The organism is Nocardiopsis sp. LDBS0036, assembly GCF_041228755.1.
Classification (GTDB): domain Bacteria; phylum Actinomycetota; class Actinomycetes; order Streptosporangiales; family Streptosporangiaceae; genus Nocardiopsis; species Nocardiopsis dassonvillei.
This window is the reverse complement of sequence record NZ_CP141103.1, coordinates 1,857,006-1,875,545: the sequence shown is the minus strand read 5'-3', so window position 1 is coordinate 1,875,545 and position 18,540 is coordinate 1,857,006. Positions and strand designations below refer to the sequence as shown.

Sequence of the window (18,540 nt, the reverse complement as noted above, 5' to 3'; positions counted from 1 at the left end):
GGGGACGACGGTCGTCCCCGTCGCGCCGTCCCCGCCCTGCAAGGCGCGGCCGCTCACAGCAGCGCGTTGGCCTCGCGGTACCGGCCCGCGGCGTTGTAGGCGCCCGCCAGGTCGCGGCGCAGCCGCAGCGTCAGCCGCCGCACCTCCGGGTCGCCGGAGGAGTTCAGCGCCACCCGGTAGGCGTCGCGCAGCACCTCCACCGCCTCGTCGGAGCGTCCCGCCTGCGTGTAGGCGCGGCCCAGGCGGTGGTGCACCGTCAGGGTGTCCAGGTGCCCCTTGCCCAGGCGGCGCCGCCGCCCGGCCAGCACCATCCGCAGCTGCCCGATCGCGTCCTCGTAGCGCCCGGACATGCTCTGCGCCGCGCTCAGCCCCAGCCGCAGCTCCTCACGGCGCTCGGTGGAGGCCACGTCCTCGATGGCCCGCTCGTAGTGCACCACGGCCGCGTCCAGGCGGCCGCTGCGCCGGTAGCAGACCGCCAGGCGCATGCGCGCCTCCACGGTGTCCTCGTCGGCCGAGCCGAACTGGCGCTCGCGCTCGCGCAGCAGCATCTCCCACTGCCCCGCGGCGTCCGCCGGACGACCGGCGTCCTCGTAGGCCCAGGCCAGGTTCTCGCGGATGATCTCGGTGCGCGGGTGCTCCTCGCCGAAGACCGCCACCGCCTCGGCCAGGGTCAGCTCGAACTGCTGCACCGCGGCCTGTCGGCGCCCCATCTGCGCGTACTTGGTCGCCAGGTTGTTGCGCGCGGTGATCGTGTCCGGGTGCTCGGTACCCAGTCGCTCCACCAGCGAACGCAGCGTCCGCTCCAGGGAGGCGGCCCGCATCCCGGCGGTGGGGGCGGGGGCATGGGCCACCCCGGAGGTCGTCCGCGCCGCCTCCTCGCGCGCCCCGGTCAGGGCCAGCGGCTCGGTGGGCGCACCGCTCGCCGGCGCGGGGCTCGGCACGGAGACCCCGGTCGGCCGTTCCGCCGGCTTCTCCACGGGTTGCTCCGCGCGCGCAGGCACGGTGGTATCGGCGGACCGGGTCCTGGTCGCGCCCTTGAGTCCGGTCTCGCGCAGCAACGCACGCCAGAACGACAGCACAATCACCACATTCCCCTGATCGCGCACCGCGGCCCCAGGCCTGCGGCGTAACACCCGTTGGACAACCCGTACCCAGAAAGCGCCAGGGCACGTTTCTATAACTTAATCGGACACCGGGCTACGGAACAGGCACCAAACGCCCTGAGGGCACGGTGAGTTCGCTCACTCCTGGGTTGATCGTGACAGAACGGGGTAAAACGCTACGCCTGATCGGCCGTCCGCAACGCTGTGGCCAGGGGTTCCGCGGTCAGGGTGACCTGCCACTCACGGGCTCCGCGCTCACGCAGGAACGCGCCCACCGCGTCGGGGTCCACCGCCCGCGGCGGCGCCCACGCCAGGCGGCGCACCGTGTCCGGCAGCAGCAGGTTCTCGGTCGGCATGACGACGTCCTCGGCGATCCCCGTGACCGTGGCCCGGGCCGCCTCCAGCCGCCGCGCCGCCTCCGGCGCCCGGTCGCCCCACCGGTTCACCGGCGGCGGGCCGTCGCCCGGCGCGTTGGGCCGGGGCAGCTCCGCCTGCGGCATGTCGCGCGCCCGGTTGACCGCCTTGATCCACGTGGTCAGGTAGCGCCGCGCCAGCTTGATACCGAACTGCCGGATCTTGGCCAGCTCGGTGGTGGTGCGCGGCATGGCGGTGGCCGCCTCCACGATCGCCGCGTCCGGCAGCACCCGGCCGGGCGAGATGTCCCGCTCCTGGGCGATGCGGTCGCGCTCGTACCAGAGCTCGCGCACGGCGGCCAGGGCGCGCTGGTTGCGCACCCGGTGGATGCCCGAGGTGCGCCGCCAGGGGTCGGTACGCGGTTCCTTGGGCGGCGCGGACAGGACCGCGGCGAACTCCTCACGCGCCCATTCGAGCTTGCCGGTCTCCTCCAGTTCGACCTCCAGGGAGTCCCGCAGGTCGATGAGGATCTCCACGTCCAGCGCCGCGTAGCGCAGCCAGTCCTCCGGCAGCGGGCGCTGGGACCAGTCCACGGCCGAGTGCTCCTTGGCCAGCCGCAGGTGGAGCAGCCGCTCCACCATGAATCCCAGGCCGACCCGCTGGTAGCCCAGCAGCCGCCCGGCCAGTTCGGTGTCGAACAGGCTCCGGGGGCGCAGGTTGATCTCGCTCAGGCAGGGCAGGTCCTGGTGCGCGGCGTGCAGCACCACCTCGGCGTCGCCCACGGCGTCGTTGAGCGCGCTCAGGTCCGGGCAGGCGATGGGGTCGATCAGCGCCGACCCCGCTCCCTCGCGGCGCAGCTGGACCAGGTAGGCGCGCTGCCCGTACCGGTACCCGGAGGCGCGTTCGGCGTCCACCGCGACGGGGCCGGTCCCGGCGGAGAGCGCGGCGACCACACCGGCCAGCGCGTCGGCGTCGGAGGTGACCTCGGGCAGGCCCTCGCGAGGTTCCCGCAGAAGGGGGGCCCTCTCGGCGTCGTCGTCGTTGCCTGGTTCGCGGGGTTCTGTCTTGGAGTTCAACGCGTTCGCCACACCACTACGGTATGCGCTGTCGCCACCGGACGCGGATCCGGACCGGCCGCGGGCCCCGGGGACACAGGGGCCCGCGGTCAGGGCCGGGAGCGCTTTCCGGTGATGTCGGTGACGTCCAGCGGCGGCAGCCCCGCGGCCGAGGCCAGCAGCGCCGACCACGCCTGGACGTGCCCGGTCAGGTCGTCGGACTCCGGTGTCCAGGAGGCGCGCATCTCCACCTCGGTGGTGGCGCCCTGGTCCGCCTTGGTGCCGAAGCCCTCGGTGGTGGCACGGGTGACCGTGCCGCTCAGCGTGTGGTGCGTGGCGCCGTACGCGTCCAGGGCGTCGGTCAGCCAGCTCCAGGCGACCGGTCCGAGCAGGGGGTCGGTCGCGATCTCCGACTCCAGTTCGGAGTTGGCCTGGCAGACCACCCGGAAGGGCCCCGGCCAGTCGCGGGTGCCCTCGGGGTCGTACAGGACGATGAGTCTGCCCCAGGCGACCTCCTCTCCGTGGACGGTCACCTCGGCCGAGACCGCGGCGGAGTGGGGGGCCAGCCGCTGGGGGGCGGGGATCTCCCGGACGGTGATCTCGGGTCGCGGGAGGGGTGAGCGCAGGGCCTCGACCGCTCGCCGGAACGTCTCGTGTGCGTCCTCGGCGCTACCGGCATCGGGCATGGTGGGAACGTCAGCCTTCATTCTGGGGTGATCACGTCTGGGCGGGGGCGTGCGGACATGCTCCGCCTCTCCGCCGGGGGCGGAAAGGTGGGCACGTCAAAGACCGTGGCATGAGTCACGGGCCGCGAGTCGGAGTTCGCCCGGCGTGTCGGCGTTTTGTGATGATCTTGGGACCGGCCGGTCGCCGACGGTGCCGGTTCGCGCCCTCCCCGGCCCCGCCGCGGGTGCGCGCACGGGCGCGTCCGGGTTCGGCGATCCGAGTGGGAGCACCGGGCGGGGCATGGCACGATCGAGGGGTGACCCTGCAAGATTCTCCTTTCCTCCGCGCCTGCCGACGCCTTCCCGTGTCCCACACCCCGGTGTGGTTCATGCGCCAGGCGGGGCGCTCCCTGCCCGAGTACCGACGGGTCCGCGCCGACGTGCCGATGCTTGAGGCCTGCGCGCGCCCCGACATGATCACCGAGATCACGATGCAGCCGGTGCGCCGCTACGACGTCGACGCCGCGATCTTCTTCAGCGACATCGTCGTGCCGCTCAAGGCCATCGGCATCGACCTCGACATCAAGCCCGGCGTCGGCCCCGTGGTCGCCGACCCGATCCGCGACGCGACCGGCGTCAAGCGGCTGCGCGAGATCGAGCCCGGCGACGTGCCCTACATCACCGAGGCCGTGGGCCAGCTGGTCGGCGAGCTGGGCGACAAGCCCCTCATCGGCTTCGCGGGCGCCCCGTTCACCCTGGCCTCGTACCTCATCGAGGGCGGTCCCTCCAAGAACCACGAGCACACCAAGGCGCTCATGTACGGCGAGCCCGAACTGTGGGACGAGCTGATGCGCCGCCTGGCCACCATCTCCCTGGGCTTCCTGCGCACCCAGATCGAGGCGGGCGCCAGCGCCGTCCAGCTCTTCGACTCCTGGGTGGGCGCCCTGAGCGCCGAGGACTACCGCGCCTCGGTGCTGCCCTACACCTCGTGGATCTTCGGCCAGCTCGCCCAGCACGAGGTGCCGCGCATCCACTTCGGTGTGGGCACCGGCGAACTGCTCAGCCTGCTCAGCGAGGCCGGGGCCGACGTCGTGGGCGTGGACTGGCGCGTGCCGCTGGACAAGGCGGTCCAGCGCGTCCAGCCCGGCACCGCCCTCCAGGGCAACCTCGACCCGGCCACCCTGTTCGCGCCCTGGGAGGTCGTCGCCGAGCGCACCCGCGACATCCTGGCCCGTGGCCGCGCCGCCGACGGCCACGTCTTCAACCTGGGCCACGGCGTGCTGCCCAGCACCGACCCGGACATGCTCCAGCGGCTCACCGCGTTCGTGCACGAGGAGACCGCCGTCTAGGTTCTCTCGGGACCTCCGCTTCGCTTCGGCCCGCCCGTCGCCCGCCATCGCCCGCTGGGGCGCTGCGCGGCGGGGCGGGCTACCACCCTCAACGGACGCGAAGCGCGGTACTTTCGCTGTTCGGGTGCCCTTCGACGCGGGAATCGGGTTGAAGCGAGCACAGCGGTGTCTCCGGTGAGACGGCTCGTGCCCACACCGTCGCCCGCCACCACCCTCAACCGACGCCTACGGCGCAGCTCTCCTTGCAGTCCCACCTCCGGCACCTCCAGAACCCCGTGGGCACCCGAACCACCACCCGGAGGCTGAGGCCGATTCGAGGACGGACCCTGCCCCCGCCCGCCCCCGACACGCGGGGCCGGGCGCCGTCGGCGCGGGTTCACCCCCCGTCCCCGGGCGGCCTTCCGCCGGGCCCGGAGGACGTGCCGGGGCCTTTGTCCTTCGCGGTGTCCTCGGCGCCGCCCGAGGGACGGCCCGGGGCCGGACGGTCGGACGCGGCGCCCACCGGGGCGGCGCCCTTCGCGGAGCCGGTCCTGCCGTCCGTGGAGGAGGCGCCCTTCGCGGACGCGCGCCGACGCGAGCGGTACCACCACAGCGGTCCCGCGCCCAGCACGGCGGCCACCACCAGGAACGGCAGCAGCCAGCCCACGACCACGGCCACGCCCCCGCCGAAGGTCACCAGCGCCCGCCAGCCGCGCTCCAGGCCGCCGAGGAAGCCGATGGAGTCCTCCGAGGGCTCCTCCAGGTAGGTCTCCGGAGGCAGCAGGGTCAGGTTCACCGTCGAGTACGCCGTCTGGTCGCGCAGCGTCTCCAACCGCGCCTGGAAGGCCTCCAGCTCCGCCTGGCGGTCCTGGATCTCGCCCTCCACCCGCAGCAGCTCGTCGACGTTCTCGGCCTCCTCCAGGTAGCCGCGCAGCGTCTCCAGGGCGGTCTCGGAGGACTCGATGCGGCTCTCGACGTCGGCCACCTCCTCGGTGACGTCCTGCACCGACCGCTCCAGGTCGGAGCGGTCGCCCAACCGCGACAGCTCCTCCAGGGCGCCCTCGTAGCCGTCGCCCGGGATGCGCAGCGTCAGCGACCCCTCGGGGGAACCGCCCCGGGGGGTCGACACCCGCTCCGAGGCGACGTAGCCGCCCGCGTCCAGGGTCAGCTCCTTGGCGAGCCCGACCGCCTCGGACACGTCCTCGACCCGTACCGACAGATCGGCGGTGTGGACCAGTTCCCGGTCGCCGATCTCCACCTCGGAGCCGACGGCCGAGCCGCCGCCCTCCTCGGCGGACTCCGGGCCCGCCTGCTCCCCGGGCAGCGCCCGGTCAGCGGACTCTGGGGCCACGGCCGCGGACTCGTTGACGGCCCCGGCGCCGCCGTCGGACATGGGGGAGGCGCAGGACGTGGCCAGGAGGGCCGCCAGGCCCACGGAGAGCACGGTCCCGGCGACACGCCGGGCCGGGGGGAGGGCTGAGGTAACCATGCCCGCTTCGACGTGCTCCGCCGCGGTCCCGTTGCGGCGCCGTGGTAACGACCCGGCAACGGTGGCGTGCGGCGGCGGGGCCGCCCCGGACCGCCCGGGAAGCCGCGCGCGGACCCGACGCGGGCGCGACGCGGATCACGGGGTGTCGCGGGGGAAGGCGGATCACGGTGACCCAGGTCATCTGGGAAGCTGGGGGTATGCCTGAAGCACCGCACGTCGTCGTGGTCGGGGGCGGGGTCTCCGGACTCACCGCCGCGCACCGCCTCCGTGGTCTGGGCGCCGCCGTCACCGTGGTGGAGGCCTCCGACGCCCCCGGGGGCAAGCTGCGCGCCTCACCGGTGGCGGGGGTGTCCGTGGACGCGGGCGCCGAGGCGGTGCTCGCCCGCCGCCCCGAGGCGCTGGACCTGTTCTCCGAGCTGGGCCTGGACGACCGGGTGGTGCACCCCGGCCCCGGCGCCGCCGCCGTCTACAGCCGCGGACGGGTGCGCCCCCTGCCCAAGGGCCAGCTCATGGGCGTGCCCGGCGACCTGCGCGCGCTCGCCCGCAGCGGGGTGCTCTCCGGGGCCGGAACCCTGCGGGCCGGACTCGACCTCGTGCTCCCGCGCACGCCGGTGCGCGGCGACGTGTCCGTCGCCGACTACGTCGGGGCCCGCATGGGCCCGGAGGTCGTCGACCGCCTCGTCGAGCCCCTCCTGGGCGGCGTGTACGCGGGCCGCGCCGACCGGCTCTCCCTGGAGTCCACGCTGCCGCAGATCGCGCCCATGGCCCGCCGGAACCGCTCCCTGATGCACGCCGTTCGCACCAGCCTGCGCGGCAGGGGAGCGGCGCCCACCAAGCCCGGGCCGGTGTTCGCCTCCCTGCGCGGAGGCGTGGCCGGACTCGTCGGCGCGCTCGCCGAACGCCACGCCGACAGCCTGCGCGTGGGCTCGCCGGTGCGCGCCCTGGAACGGCTGCCCGAGGGCTGGCGGGTGCGCCTGGACAGCGGCGAACGCATCGCCTGCGACGGCGTCCTGCTCGCCTGCCCCGCCCCCGAGGCGGCCCGCCTGCTCGCCGGGCACGCCCCCGGCGCCTCCCGCGACCTCGGCGGCGTCGAGTACGCCAGCATGGCCCTGGTGACCCTGGCCCTGCCCGCGTCCGCCTTCCCCGAGCCGCTCACCGGCACGGGCTTCCTCGTCCCGGCGGGGGAGGGGCTGACCGTCAAGGCCGCCACCTTCTCCAGCAACAAGTGGCCCTGGATCGCCGAGGAGCTGGCCGCGGCCAACCCCGGCGACGACCTGGTCGTGCTGCGCTGCTCCATCGGGCGCTTCGGCGAGGAGCGGGTCCTGGAGCGCTCCGACGAGGAGCTGGCCGCGGCCGCCGTGCGCGACCTGGCCACGGTCACCGGCATGGCCGGGGCGCCGGTGCAGACCCGGGTCACCCGGTGGACCGACGGTCTGCCCCAGTACGCCGTCGGCCACGCCTCCCTCGTCGAGCGCGTGCGCGCCGACGTCGCCCGCAGTCCCGGCCTGGGGGTGTGCGGCGCGGTCTACGGCGGTGTGGGCGTCCCCGCCTGCGTCGCCGACGCCCTCCAGCAGGCAGACCTCCTGGCGGGCGCCCTCACGACGAACAGTCCCACCGGCGGCGACGAGGCCGCCGGAACGAACCAGCAAGGAGTCAACCCGTGACGGGCCAGCACAACGAAGCCGTCGAGCAGGACGGCAGCGACCTCAACTCCCTCATCCGCTACACCATGTGGTCGGTCTTCAAGGTCGGGGCCCTGGACGGGATCGACCGCGCCGCCGCGGCCGACGAACTGGCCACGCTCCTGGACAAGGCCGCCGAGCAGGGTGTGACCACCCGCGGCAGCTACGACGTCCAGGGATTCCGCGCCGACGCCGACATCATGTTCTGGTGGGTGGCCGACTCCCCCGAGCAGGTCCAGGATGTCTACACGGCCTTCCGTCGCACGCGGATCGGCCGGGTGAGCACCCCGGTGTGGTCGGTCGTGGGCCTGCACCGCCCCGCCGAGTTCAACCGCGGCCACGTGCCCGCGTTCCTGGCCGGGGAGGAGCCGCGCGAGCACCTGTGCGTGTACCCGTTCGTGCGCTCCTACGAGTGGTACCTGCTGCCCGACGACGAGCGCCGCGCGCTGCTCGCCGAGCACGGCCGCATGGCCGCCCCCTACCCGGACGTGCGCGCCAACACGGTGTCCTCGTTCGGGCTCAACGACTACGAGTGGCTGCTCGCCTTCGAGGCCGACGACCTGCACCGCATCGTGGACCTGATGCGCCACCTGCGCGGCGCCAAGGCCCGCCTGCACACCCGCGAGGAGGTGCCGTTCTACACCGGTCGCCGCAAGAGCGTCGCCGAGCTGGTCGAGTCCCTGCCGTAGACGGCCACAACGCGAACGGGGGCGCCCCGGGGAGGGAACTCCTCCCCGGGGCGCCCCCGCGCGTGTACGTCAGTCCTGCGCCGCGGCGGCCCGCCGCACGGCCAGGACGTAGAACGGGATGGTGACGATGAAGCCCAGCACGGCGGCGCTCATCAGGTAGATGAGCGTCTGGCCCGCGGGCAGGCCCATGCCCCACACGGCCATGAGGGCGACCCCGACGGCCAGGATGCCCAGCACCGCGTGGGCCTTGCGCCCGCGCGGCTTGGGGTACTCCATCCGGCTCACCATCAGCCAGGAGATGAGCAGCACCGCCGTCACCCCCGCCACCAGCGGCGGGTCCAGCAGGACCACCGTCACCACGGCCATGGCGCCGAACGGGCACGGCAGCCCGGTGAAGTAGCTGGCGCCCGGGGCCTGGCAGGAGAACCGGGCCAGGCGCACGATGACCGCGAGCAGCACGGCCCCGCCCGCCGCGACCGGCAGCAGGTCCGGGCCCTCGGTCCGCATGCCCCACACGACGAAGAAGAACGCGGGCGCGAACCCGAAGCTGATCACGTCGGCCAGGTTGTCCAGCTCCGCGCCCATGCCGCTGCCGCCCAGCTTGCGGGCGACCCGGCCGTCGAGCACGTCCAGGGCGGCCGCGACCAGCATCAGGCCCACGACCGTGGCCATGGCCGTGCGCGGCAGCGGTCCGGCGATCCCGGCCGCCTCCTGCGCGGACTGGGCCACCACCAGCGCCCACACCGCCAGGAAGCCGCACAGGGCGTTGCCGAGCGTCAGGTAGTCGGCCACGCCCAGGCGCAGTCTGGGAGCCTCCTGCGGAACGGTGGAGGCGGCCCCGTCGGCCGCCACGGCGTTCTCAGTCGGCGTCAAGGCGGGTTTCTCCGGCCCGGACCTTCTGGCCGACCTCCACCGCCGGGGCGATCCCGGACGGAAGGTAGACGTCGACCCTGGACCCGAACCGGATGAGACCGATCCTCTCCCCTTGCTCGACCTTCTGCCCCGCAGCGAGATACGGGACGATACGCCTGACCATCGCGCCGGCGATTTGAACGACCGTGATCGCACCGATCTCGGTTTCAAGGGTCCAGATGACGCGCTCATTACGCTCGCTGTCCTTGTCGAATGCGGGGCGGAAGCCGCCGGGTCGGTGCTCGACGCCTGTCACCACGCCGGCGAGGGGGGCACGGTTGACGTGCACGTTGAGGGGGTTCATGAACACCGCGACCCTGGTCCGCCCGTCGGGCTGGGGGTCGAGGCTCTGCACGACGCCGTCCGCCGCGGACAGCACCCGTCCGGTCGCCGGGCCGCGCTCGGGGTCCCGGAAGAACCAGGTCATCCCCGCCGCGAGCCCGACCACCGGGACGGCGAGCGCAGTGCGGGCCCGCGAGCCCCGGGCGGCCAGGACAGCGGCTCCGGCGGCTCCCAGCGCGGGCAGCAGCCACGGGGCCGAACCCTGTGCCATGCCCAGGCGCGGACGCGCCGCGGGGCGGTGGGAGACGGATGAGAGTGGTGAGTCGTCGGTCATCGAGCGCTTTCGTCGCGGGTCTGTCGGTTCGCCCGCACATAGGTTGCCGCTGCGGGGGTCGGCCCGGGGCTCCCGGGCCGGCTGGCGGAGGGGCCGGATGTGACCGGCCCCGCGCGCCGCGCCCCGCGGGCCGGTGGGGGACCGGCCGTTGGTGCGCTGAATGCGATTATTCCTGATTCCGCCGAGAACGGGTCGCGGGTGCGCGCCGCCGTCCCCGGGCGGTCCCGGTCCCGCCGTCCGGCACCAGGATCGTACGGCAACCTACTCGGTCGGCTCCAGGGTGAGGGCGACGGAGTTGATGCAGTACCGGTCGTCGGTGGGGGTGGCGTACCCCTCGCCGTGGAAGACGTGGCCCAGGTGTGAGTCGCATGTGGCGCACCGCACCTCGGTGCGCACCATGCCCAGGGAGCGGTCCTCGTGCAGGACCACCGCGTCGGAGTCGGCCGGGTCGTAGAAGCTGGGCCATCCGCAGTGGGACTCGAACTTCTCGCCGGAACGGAACAGTTCGGCGCCGCAGCCGCGGCAGCGGTAGACCCCCGCGGTCGTGGTGTCCACGTACTCCCCGGTCCACGGGCGCTCGGTGGCGGCCTCGCGCAGTACCGCGTACTCCTGGGAGTTGAGCCGTTCGCGCCATTCCTGGTCGGTCCGGGGGATGTCCTTGGGCCCGCTGCCGTTGTCCTGGGCCTGGTCCGCTGAGTCAGCCATGGGACGACGCTACCCCGAATCGGCTCCGGATGCCGCCTCAGCACCCTTCGTGCCGCAAACACTCACATATGACATTCGGGACAGGAAAACCGTCCCAAACGGCCAGACCCTCCTAACTTCGGCCTATGCGACGTTCGGTAGCCGAAGGCGAGGGTACGGCTGTAGCCAGGGTCAGTGGTCGAACAGTGCACTTGAGGCAGGTGACATGACCGTTACAACGCATCAGGCACTCGGAGTGAACAGGCGACCGCTGCGCGTGGGCAGGATCCGGTACGGACTGTGGTGGCTCGACCAGAACACCACGGGCGCGCGGTCCCTTCTGAGGACCGTCGCCGACGGAGCGGCCACCACCGGCCGTGAGCTGCGCTGGGCCGCCGAGCTCAGCGTCCGCTCCACGGCCGTGCGGGCCGATCGCGCCCGGCCCGAACCCTGGAGCGAACGCGCGCTGCTGCTCGCCGCCGCGGCCGTCGCCGTGTGCGCGCTGGCGGTCGCGCTCCTCCTGGGGTTCGGCATGGCACGGTGGGCCATGACCGCGTCGGACTCCCTGCCCTTCGCCGCCGCCGGTGCGCTGGCGGTGGGACTCGTCCTCCTGCCGTTGGCGTACCTGGTGTTCGCCTCCAAGCGAGGCGGTCGCTGAAGCCGGTCCGAGAAGGGGGGAGGGGCGCCGGGGCGGCGTCCCTCCCCCCGCTCTCGGGAGTCAGGGCTTTCGGAGGCTCGGGGGGCGTGCGGCGCTGCCCCGGGGACGGGCGGGCCGCGCGGTCGGGGACCAGGACCCGGCTCAGGCGTCGAAGTCGTACCGCAGCACGTAGGCCGAGCCGTCCATGGTGATCTCGTTGAACTCCACCGGCCGGTGGTCGGCGGTCAGCGCGGTGCGCGCCACCTCCAGCACCGGGGTTCCGGGGGCGAGTTCCAGCACCTCGCTCTCCTCGGGGGTGGGCATGCGCACCCGGATCTCCTCGGTGAAGTGCGCCGGGGCGTGCCCCAGTTCGGCCAGGCGCGCGTAGATGCCCCCCGGCCCGCTGTCGTGGTCCCGTACGCGCCGGGCCGACGGCTCCCCGCCGTTCCCCAGCACGTCCAGGGGCAGGTGCGAGACGGCCTGCTGCACCGGACGCCCGTCCACGAGGTAGCGGCGCGAGCGCCGCACCACCCCGGCCCCCTCGGCCAGGCCCAGCGCGCGCGCCACGTGCGCGGCGGGCGCCGGCTCGTCCACGCGCAGGCTGTCCACCTCGTACCCGCGGTCCTCGCTGTCGACCTGCCAGATCGCGCGCCCGCTGCCCCACAGGTCCTGGGACAGCCGCCGGGCGCCGTGTCTTCGCAGGGGCCGGAACAGGCGGACGTAGATGCCCGAGCCGCGCACGGCCACGGCCAGGCCCTCGTTGATCAGTACGGAGAGCGCCTGCCTCGCGGTGGCCCGTGCGACGCCGTGGCGTTCCATGAGGGTGTTCTCCCCGGGCAGGCGGTCGCCGTCGGCGTACCGTCCGGAGCGGATCTGTTCGCGTAGTTCCTCGGCTATTCCGCGATAGACCGGAGGGGATCCGTTTTCGGACGTCGGCACCACGTTCATCCTCTCGGCCGGGGGGCCAAGCCGGTAAGCCCCGTCAATGCGGTGTGTCCTGGGTCCAGCAGCGGTGTTCCCACTGGAGGGCACACCTCGGGTATGTCCGGTTGCGGGATGGTTCATGCGTGGTTGTGAGGCGGCCGAAACCGAGCGGTTACCCGTGTGTTCTCCGCAGACGCCCTATTCCCTGACGTAACGCGCGAACAGGCTCCCCTCCGCCTCCAGCAGGTGCGCCATCCGCACGGGCGTGCTCCGCGCGCCGGTGGTGCGCTCCGGCGCTCCGGGAGCGTCCGGTCCCCCCGCCACGATGCGCGGCGGCCCCGACCCCAGCAGGTGCGGGCTCAGGGTCAGGCACAGCTCGTCCAGCAGCCCCGCCGCCACGAACTCCGCCAGCAGGCGCGGGCCGCCCTCGGTCAGTACGCGGTACAGTCCGCGCTCGGCCAGGGCGTCCACGATGTGCGCGGGCGCCACCGAGTCCCCCTCGACCACCACGAGGTCGGCGCGCGCGGCCACCTCGCGGCGCCTGTCCCGGGGGGCGCCGCTCGTGGTGAACACCAGCGTGCGCGCGTGCGGCGGCGCTTCGGTGAGCAGGTCGGCGGGCAGGTCGAGGGAGCGGGAGACCACCGCCACGGCCGGTGTCCGGGCCCGTCCCTCGCGCAGCCCCTCCCACGCCCTGCGGACGCGGACCGGCCCGTACCCCTCCACGCGCGCCGTGGCCGCGCCCACCAGCACCACGTCGCACAGGGCGCGCAGCGCGCCCATGATCCTGCGGTCGGGCGCCGAGGACAGGTCCCTGCTGCGCCCCGAGGGGCCCACGGCGCCGCCGTCGGCGCTGGCCACCATGTTGGCGCGCACCCAGGGGCGGTCCAGATCAGCGGGGTAGGCGTAGGCGGCGGCCGGGTCCGCGTCCGCGCAGCCGGAGACGGGCAGCAGCTGCCGGAACGCGATGGGGGCGGCGGGGGCGTCCGCGCCGGTGTGTGTACTCGACATGGTCACCCAGAGTAGGCGGTGGCCCGGGGCACCCCGAGGAGGGGGGCGCGAGCCCCCCTGCCCAGCCTTTTTCACCCAGCATCTCCAACGCGCCGCGCCGCCACCAGAGCGGATCCTTTCCTGTGGACGACCGGGACGCCGCGTGCGCGGCGGCGGGCCCCGGCCGAACCGGCTTTTCCGTTGCCCCCGTTGGTGTCCTCGTGCGTCTTCGCGTTCCACCGGCCGCCCACGCCGACGGGCCCCGGCCGCTCCCGCCGGGGAGCTTCCGGGGCCCGTGTGCCCGGTCCCTCAGGACCGGGGGGACGGCGTGTGCTTGTGCGACACCCGGCGCAGCAGCAGCAGCGCCCGGTCGATCACCCGCACCGGACCGGAGGCCGCCACGAACGGCCGTCCCTCCACGTCCGGCTCGGCGGTGTCCAGCACGGTCTCCCAGGCCATGCCGTACTCGGTGCCCGGAACGGTGAAGTCCACCGTCTCCGGGCCGCTGTTGAGCAGCAGCAGGAACGAACTGTCCCGGATCCGCCGACCGCGCGGGTCGGGTTCGGTGATGGCGTCCCCGTTGAGGAACACGCCCAGGGCCTGGCCGGTGGAGTTCCAGTCGTCGCCGGTCATCTTCTTTCCGTTCGGGCGCAGCCACACGATGTCGGGCAGCCCCCTCTTCCCGGCCTTGGCGCCGCCCACCGGGCTGCCCCGGAAGAACCGGCGGCGCCGGAACACCGGGTGGTCGCGGCGCAGCCGCGCCAGCCCGCGCACGTAGTCCAGCAGGTCGTTGTCGGGCTCCTCGTCCTCGCCTAGCCCGGCGCCCTTCCAGTCGATCCAGGCGATCTCGTTGTCCTGGCAGTAGGCGTTGTTGTTGCCGTTCTGGGTGCGTCCCACCTCGTCACCGTGGGAGAGCATCACCACCCCCTGCGACAGGTACAGGGTGGTGAGGAAGTTGCGCACCTGGCGGCGGCGCAGCGTGATGATCGCGGGGTCCTCGGTGGGCCCCTCCACACCGTGGTTCCAGGACCGGTTGTCGTCCGTGCCGTCCCGGTTGTCCTCGCCGTTGGCCTCGTTGTGCTTGCGGTCGTAGGACACCAGGTCGGCCATGGTGAAGCCGTCGTGGCAGGTGATGAAGTTGATGGAGGCCACCGGTCGGCGGCCGTCGTCCTGGTACAGGTCGCTGGACCCGGCCAGGCGCGAGGCCAGCTCGCCCACCACGGGCTCGCCCCGCCAGTAGTCGCGCACGGTGTCGCGGTACTTGCCGTTCCACTCGGTCCACAGCGGCGGGAAGTTGCCCACCTGGTAGCCGCCCGGGCCCACGTCCCAGGGTTCGGCGATCAGCTTGACCTGCGAGATCACCGGGTCCTGCTGGACGATGTCGAAGAACGTGCTCAGCCGGTCCACGTCGTGGAACTCGCGGGCCAGGGCCGAGGCGAGGTCGAAGCGGAACCCGTCCACGTGCATCTCCAGGACCCAGTACCGCAGCGAGTCCATGATCAGCTGCAACGAGTGCGGATGGCGCACGTTCAGGCTGTTGCCGCAGCCGGTGTAGTCGAGGTAGTAGCGCTGGTCCTCGTCGCTGACCCGGTAGTAGCTGAGGTTGTCGATGCCGCGCAGCGACAGCGTGGGCCCCATGTGGTCGCCCTCGGCGGTGTGGTTGTACACCACGTCGAGCAGCACCTCGATGCCCGCCTCGTGCAGCGACTTGACCATCGCCTTGAACTCCTGGACCTGCTGCCCGCGCGAGCCGCGCGCCGCGTACCCGCTGTGCGGGGCCAGGAAGGCCAGGGTGTTGTACCCCCAGTAGTTGGTCAGCCCCCGGGCCACCATGGCGTGCTCGGGCACGAAGTGGTGCACGGGCATGAGCTCGACCGCGGTCACCCCCAGCGAGGTGAGGTAGTCGATCATCACCGGGTGGGCCAGTCCCGAGTAGGTGCCCCGCTGGTGTTCGGGGATGCCCGGGTGGCGCATGGTGAGCCCGCGTACGTGCGCCTCGTAGATCACCGTGCGGTGGTAGGGCGTACGGGGCCTGGACTCGTTTCCCCAGTCGAAGAACGGGCTGACCACCACGCACTTGGGCACGTAGGGCGCGCTGTCCTTGGTGTTCCTGCGCTCCGGCGAGGCGAAGTGGTAGCTGAACAGGGATTCGTGCCAGGTGAGGTTGCCGTTCAGCGCCTTCGCGTAGGGGTCGGTGAGCAGTTTGTTCGGATTGCACCGCAGCCCCTGCTCCGGGGCGTAGGGCCCGTGGACGCGGTACCCGTACTGCTGTCCCGGTCCGACGCCGGGAAGGTAACCGTGCCAGACGAAACCGTCGTACTCGGTCAGTGGTATACGCGTCTCCTCACCGTCGTCGTCGAACAGGCACAGGTCCACCTGTTCGGCGGCCTCGGAGAAGAGGGAGAAATTGGTGCCGGACCCGTCGTAGGTCGCACCGAGCGGATAGGAACTACCTGGCCAGACTTCCACCATAGGCGTCGTCAGTCTCTTGGATTCGGGGCCTTCGGAAGGGGCTGTTCGGGCCCGCGCGCCTCCGGCTGTTCCTGGAGGGTCTGCGCGGGCCCGCTCCCCGTCCGAAAGCAGGCGGTCGTGGTCTGTGACGACTTCTTTGTTCCGCTCCGGACGCCGAAGTATGCCGACCTGGCCGATGATCATTCATCGGCCGTCCCTCTTGCGGGTTTTTGTGGGAATTATCAGGGTTAAGAGTGGTAATCGGGATTTATGAGGTTAAGAAAGGGTGTCCGCGTGCTCTCCGCGCGCCTCTGGTTCCCCTCGTGCCCAGCGCGTTCCGGGGCCGTGCGGGGGCGCACGGGCCCGGCCCCCACCGGTGCTCGCCGCATCCGCGGCAGAGCGTCCCCGGACCCCCGTACGGAGGAGGGCGGCGCGCCCCCGGCCCCCTCCGCGCGGCGGGGGCGCGCCCCCGGCCTCACCGGCTCGGGCGGGCCCGGTCCAGGATCAGCTCGGTGTCCACCCCTCTGGGCAGGGTGCCGAACACGTGCCCCCACTCGCCACCCAGACGCGAGGCGGTGAACGCCTCGGCGACCGGGGTGGGCGCGTGGCGCAGCAGCACCGACGCCTGCAGGACCAGCGCCATCAGCTCCACGACCGTCCGCGCCCGGTACTGCGCCTCCTCCGGGTCGCCCAGGGCCTGCTCCAACCGCTTGACCGCCGCGTCGTAGTGGTCGTCCACGCCCGCGGCCGCGCGCAGCTCGGCCAGGAAGGCCTCCAGCGACTCGGGGCTGCGGCCCATCGCGCGCAGCACGTCCAGCGCCGCCACGTTGCCCGAGCCCTCCCAGACGGAGTTGAGCGGGGAGTCCCGGAACAGCCGGGGCATCCCCGACTCCTCCACGTACCCGTTGCCGCCCAGGCACTCCAGCGCCTCGGCGGCGTGCGCGGGCTGGCGCTTGGTCACCCAGAACTTGCCCACGGCCACCCCCAGGCGGCGGAAGGCCGCCTCGGTCTCGTCCCCGCGCACCGCGCGGTCCACGGCACCGGCCAGACGGGTCATCAGCGCCGTCGCCGCCTCCGACTCCAGTGCCAGGTCGGCGAGCACGTTGCGCATCAGCGGCTGCTCGACCAGCACCCCGCCGAAGGCGCTGCGGTGCTCGGCGTGGTGCAGGGCGTGCACCACCGCGGCGCGCATGCCCGCGGCCGAGCCGATCACGCAGTCCAGCCGGGTGCTGTTGACCATCTCGATGATGGTGGGCACGCCCCTGCCCGGCTCACCGACCAGATGGGCGACGGCACCGTCGTACTCCAGCTCCGCCGACGCGTTGGAGCGGTTGCCCAGCTTGTCCTTGAGCCGTTGGATGTGCAGCGCGTTGCGGCCGCCGTCCTCCAGCACCCGGGGCACCAGGAAGCAGCTCAGCCCCTCGGGCGCCTGTGCCAGGGTGAGGAAGAAGTCGCTCATCGGCGCCGAGGTGAACCACTTGTGCCCGGTCAGCACGTGGTGCCCCTCGGCGGTGGGGACCGCGCGGGTGGTGTTGGCGCGCACGTCCGAGCCGCCCTGCTTCTCGGTCATCGACATGCCCGCGAGGAGCCCGCGCTTGGTGTGCGGCGCCCGCAGCCCGAAGTCGTAGACGGGCGCGGTGAGCAGAAGCTCGTACCGCCGCGCCAGCTCGGGGGAGTGGCGCAGGGCCGGGACCGCCGCGTAGGTCATCGACACCGGGCACCCGTGACCAGCCTCGGGCTGGGACCACAGGAAGAACTTGGCGGCGCGGGCCACGTGCGCGCCCGGACGCCCGTCCGCCCACGGCGCGGCGTGCATGCCGTGCTCCACCGCCTGGTCCATGAGCACGTGGTAGGCGGGCTGGTAGTCGACCTCGTCCACCCGGTGGCCGTAGCGGTCGTGGGTGCGCAGCACCGGCGGGTAGGCGTTGGCGGACTCGCCCCAGGCGCGGACCCGCTCCGAACCGGCCGCGTCGCCGACCTCGCGCACCTCGGCCTCGGCCCATCCGGCGCCCTCGCGCCGCAGGCCCTCCACGAGCGCCGGGTCCTCGGCCGCCGCGTAGTCGCCGAGCGGGGGCGCCTGGTTGAACACCTCGTGTGTGGGGGGCACGGCGGCCACCTCTTTTCGTTGCTGGTCGCGGGCGGTCGGAGTGCGGGAATCCTATCCCCGCAGGGGACACCGAACAGAACCAGGTTCGGTCACGCTTGGGTCCCGGGTCGATGGCCGCTCTCGGGGACGACGGGTCCGGCCGTGGTGCCTCCGCCCGGTCACGGCCAGAGCAGGCCGCGTTCCCAGGACGCGCCGACCCCCGGACGGGTGTAGCGCAGGCGCGTGTGGCGGCGGTCCCGGTCGGCCTGCCAGAACTCCACCTCGGCCGGGCGGACCAGGTACAGGCCCCAGTCCTCGGCAACCAGCTCCGGGTCGCGCTCCAGCCGCTCCCGGCTCTCCCGCGCCACGCGGTCGACGTCCGCGAGATCGTCCAGGGGCTCGCTCTGTCTGCCGTGCAGACCGGCCACCCTCGACTCCAGCGGCCGCGCCAGGTAGTCCGCGGCGCACCGCTCCGGCGCGGCCAGCTCCGCCCGCCCGCGCACCCGCACCTGGCGGCCCTGCCCGATCCAGTGGAACAACAGCGCCACCGCCGGGTTGCGGGCCAGCTCCCGTCCCTTGCGCGAGCCGGTCGTGGTGGCGAACCACCAGCCCTCGGGCGTGAAGTCCTTCATGATGACCACGCGGGCCGACGGAGCCCCCTCTCCGTCCACGGTCGTGACCGTCATCGCGTGCGGCTCGGCCACACCGCTCTCGACCGCCTCGGAGAACCACTCCAGGAACAGCTCCGCCGGGTCCTCGGGCGCCGCTCCGGGGTCGAACTCCGGCAGCACCCCCGAGAACACCGGCAGCCCCCGCAGCAGGTCCCGGACACCGCTGCGCACCGCACTCCGTTCCTCCGACACGGACACCCCCACGAC

The 18,540-nt window shown here is 73.2% G+C and carries 16 protein-coding genes; 4 read left to right on the top strand and 12 right to left on the bottom strand.

Features of this window, described 5'->3' with window-relative positions:
* Positions 1–53: 53 nt before the first annotated feature.
* The 3 genes from UIS43_RS07815 to UIS43_RS07805 form a co-directional block, all read right to left on the bottom strand.
* Positions 54–1,079 (bottom strand): tetratricopeptide repeat protein, encoded by a 1,026-nt coding sequence (locus tag UIS43_RS07815; RefSeq protein WP_086000758.1) that lies wholly within the window; start codon positions 1,077–1,079, stop codon positions 54–56.
* Positions 1,080–1,279: 200 nt separating this feature from the next.
* Entirely contained in the window at positions 1,280–2,533 is a 1,254-nt protein-coding gene (locus UIS43_RS07810; RefSeq protein WP_041552771.1) for a ribonuclease D, read from the bottom strand.
* A gap of 89 nt (positions 2,534–2,622) precedes the next feature.
* Entirely contained in the window at positions 2,623–3,198 is a 576-nt protein-coding gene (locus UIS43_RS07805; RefSeq protein WP_013153850.1) for a DUF3000 domain-containing protein, read from the bottom strand.
* A gap of 302 nt (positions 3,199–3,500) precedes the next feature.
* Here UIS43_RS07805 and hemE point away from each other — a divergent pair, with 302 nt between their 5' ends.
* Complete coding sequence (gene hemE / locus UIS43_RS07800) at positions 3,501–4,526, top strand: uroporphyrinogen decarboxylase (protein WP_071623235.1); 1,026 nt, start codon at positions 3,501–3,503, stop codon at positions 4,524–4,526.
* Between the two features lie 376 nt (positions 4,527–4,902).
* Here the strand turns inward: hemE and UIS43_RS07795 are convergent, their stop codons facing one another.
* A complete protein-coding gene (locus UIS43_RS07795; RefSeq protein WP_232238485.1) occupies positions 4,903–5,994 on the bottom strand; it encodes a DUF4349 domain-containing protein in 1,092 nt (363 codons plus the stop codon).
* Positions 5,995–6,191: 197 nt separating this feature from the next.
* On the opposite strand from UIS43_RS07795, the gene hemG reads away from it, so the two are divergent.
* Both hemG and hemQ read left to right on the top strand, forming a co-directional pair.
* A complete protein-coding gene (gene hemG, locus UIS43_RS07790) occupies positions 6,192–7,658 on the top strand; it encodes a protoporphyrinogen oxidase (protein ID WP_071622371.1) in 1,467 nt (488 codons plus the stop codon).
* Positions 7,655–8,365: a hydrogen peroxide-dependent heme synthase gene (gene hemQ, locus UIS43_RS07785; RefSeq protein ID WP_013153846.1), complete on the top strand. Its 711-nt coding sequence runs from the start codon at positions 7,655–7,657 to the stop codon at positions 8,363–8,365. The genes hemG and hemQ overlap by 4 nt, the downstream gene beginning before the upstream one ends.
* A 69-nt stretch (positions 8,366–8,434) precedes the next feature.
* Here hemQ and UIS43_RS07780 read toward each other — a convergent pair whose 3' ends face one another.
* The 3 genes from UIS43_RS07780 to msrB form a co-directional block, all read right to left on the bottom strand.
* The gene (locus tag UIS43_RS07780; RefSeq protein WP_013153845.1) at positions 8,435–9,238 is read right to left on the bottom strand and encodes a phosphatidylcholine/phosphatidylserine synthase; all 804 of its coding nucleotides are present in this window, start codon (positions 9,236–9,238) and stop codon (positions 8,435–8,437) included.
* Positions 9,225–9,893: a phosphatidylserine decarboxylase gene (locus UIS43_RS07775; protein ID WP_013153844.1), complete on the bottom strand. Its 669-nt coding sequence runs from the start codon at positions 9,891–9,893 to the stop codon at positions 9,225–9,227. Before UIS43_RS07775 ends, UIS43_RS07780 begins: the two co-directional genes overlap by 14 nt.
* Before the next feature lie 261 nt (positions 9,894–10,154).
* Positions 10,155–10,598, bottom strand: a complete 444-nt coding sequence (msrB, locus tag UIS43_RS07770) for a peptide-methionine (R)-S-oxide reductase MsrB (RefSeq protein ID WP_013153843.1) — start codon at positions 10,596–10,598, stop codon at positions 10,155–10,157.
* 205 nt (positions 10,599–10,803) lie between these two features.
* Between msrB and UIS43_RS07765 the strand changes: the two genes are divergently transcribed.
* Positions 10,804–11,235 carry a hypothetical protein gene (locus UIS43_RS07765; protein WP_013153842.1) on the top strand — a complete coding sequence of 144 codons (432 nt, stop codon included), beginning with the start codon at positions 10,804–10,806 and terminating at the stop codon, positions 11,233–11,235.
* Positions 11,236–11,376: 141 nt separating this feature from the next.
* Here the strand turns inward: UIS43_RS07765 and UIS43_RS07760 are convergent, their stop codons facing one another.
* The 5 genes from UIS43_RS07760 to UIS43_RS07740 all read right to left on the bottom strand — a co-directional run bounded on the left by UIS43_RS07760 (position 11,377) and on the right by UIS43_RS07740 (position 18,531).
* Positions 11,377–12,162 carry a GntR family transcriptional regulator gene (locus UIS43_RS07760; RefSeq protein WP_071622370.1) on the bottom strand — a complete coding sequence of 262 codons (786 nt, stop codon included), beginning with the start codon at positions 12,160–12,162 and terminating at the stop codon, positions 11,377–11,379.
* A 174-nt stretch (positions 12,163–12,336) separates the two neighbouring features.
* A complete protein-coding gene (locus UIS43_RS07755) occupies positions 12,337–13,146 on the bottom strand; it encodes a dihydrofolate reductase family protein (protein ID WP_370012909.1) in 810 nt (269 codons plus the stop codon).
* A 288-nt stretch (positions 13,147–13,434) separates the two neighbouring features.
* On the bottom strand, positions 13,435–15,597 hold the full coding sequence (glgX, locus tag UIS43_RS07750; protein WP_019608327.1) for a glycogen debranching protein GlgX: 2,163 nt from the start codon (positions 15,595–15,597) through the stop codon (positions 13,435–13,437).
* Between the two features lie 454 nt (positions 15,598–16,051).
* A complete protein-coding gene (locus UIS43_RS07745; protein WP_370012908.1) occupies positions 16,052–17,683 on the bottom strand; it encodes an acyl-CoA dehydrogenase family protein in 1,632 nt (543 codons plus the stop codon).
* Between the two features lie 158 nt (positions 17,684–17,841).
* Positions 17,842–18,531 carry a pyridoxal 5'-phosphate synthase gene (locus UIS43_RS07740; protein WP_117199220.1) on the bottom strand — a complete coding sequence of 230 codons (690 nt, stop codon included), beginning with the start codon at positions 18,529–18,531 and terminating at the stop codon, positions 17,842–17,844.
* Positions 18,532–18,540: the final 9 nt, after the last annotated feature.

What these genes read in the sequence shown, in the direction of transcription:
- UIS43_RS07805 (WP_013153850.1), bottom strand. Translation starts at nt 3,198, where the DNA reads ATGCCCGATGCCGGTAGCGCCGAGGACGCACACGAGACGTTCCGGCGA.
- UIS43_RS07795 (WP_232238485.1), bottom strand. Translation starts at nt 5,994, where the DNA reads ATGGTTACCTCAGCCCTCCCCCCGGCCCGGCGTGTCGCCGGGACCGTG.
- hemG (WP_071622371.1), top strand. Translation starts at nt 6,192, where the DNA reads ATGCCTGAAGCACCGCACGTCGTCGTGGTCGGGGGCGGGGTCTCCGGA.
- UIS43_RS07775 (WP_013153844.1), bottom strand. Translation starts at nt 9,893, where the DNA reads ATGACCGACGACTCACCACTCTCATCCGTCTCCCACCGCCCCGCGGCG.
- msrB (WP_013153843.1), bottom strand. Translation starts at nt 10,598, where the DNA reads ATGGCTGACTCAGCGGACCAGGCCCAGGACAACGGCAGCGGGCCCAAG.
- UIS43_RS07765 (WP_013153842.1), top strand. Translation starts at nt 10,804, where the DNA reads ATGACCGTTACAACGCATCAGGCACTCGGAGTGAACAGGCGACCGCTG.
- UIS43_RS07760 (WP_071622370.1), bottom strand. Translation starts at nt 12,162, where the DNA reads ATGAACGTGGTGCCGACGTCCGAAAACGGATCCCCTCCGGTCTATCGC.
- UIS43_RS07755 (WP_370012909.1), bottom strand. Translation starts at nt 13,146, where the DNA reads ATGTCGAGTACACACACCGGCGCGGACGCCCCCGCCGCCCCCATCGCG.
- glgX (WP_019608327.1), bottom strand. Translation starts at nt 15,597, where the DNA reads ATGGTGGAAGTCTGGCCAGGTAGTTCCTATCCGCTCGGTGCGACCTAC.